Genomic DNA, 554 nt, shown 5'->3' on the forward strand with positions numbered 1-554 from the left:
CCTAATTTTTCAATCACCGGATCAAAGGTTTTTGCAGCATTTTCATTGTTCATCACCTGCAGCTCGATCTGATCCTTAAACGAAATGTTCTTTTCTTTCCTGATGCTTCTTATTCCCGAAATAACTTCAGAAGCAATGGAGAATTCTTCAATAAGAGAAGCATCAAAATCTGCCATTTTTGGCCAGGTAGCAATGATCAGTGCTTCTTTCTCAGTTCGGGATTTCATCGACTGCCAGATCTCTTCAGAAATAAAAGGCACAAAAGGATGAAGGATCTTTAAATTCTCCTCCAGGATCTCTGTTACGGCCTCATACGTGCTGCGGTCCATTGGCTGCCCAAAAGCGGGTTTTACCATCTCCAGGAACCAGGAGCAGTAGTCATCCCAAACCAGCTTATAAGTGGCCATCAAAGCATCACTAATGCGGTATTTTTTATAGTTGTCATCGATCTCCCGCAGCGTCTTCTGAAATTTTGCTTTAAACCAATCCACAGCTATTTTAGCTGATTGCGGCTGAGAAACTTCATCTGAAACTTCCCATGAATTCACCAGCTT

General features: G+C 42.1%; 1 protein-coding gene. It reads right to left on the reverse strand.

Annotated features, from left to right (window positions below; genetic code table 11):
- Positions 1–554, reverse strand: a 554-nt coding sequence (locus HC175_RS16900; RefSeq protein ID WP_168139515.1) for a class I tRNA ligase family protein, incomplete at both ends; no start/stop codon positions are given.

This window comes from Salinimicrobium oceani (assembly GCF_012037645.1).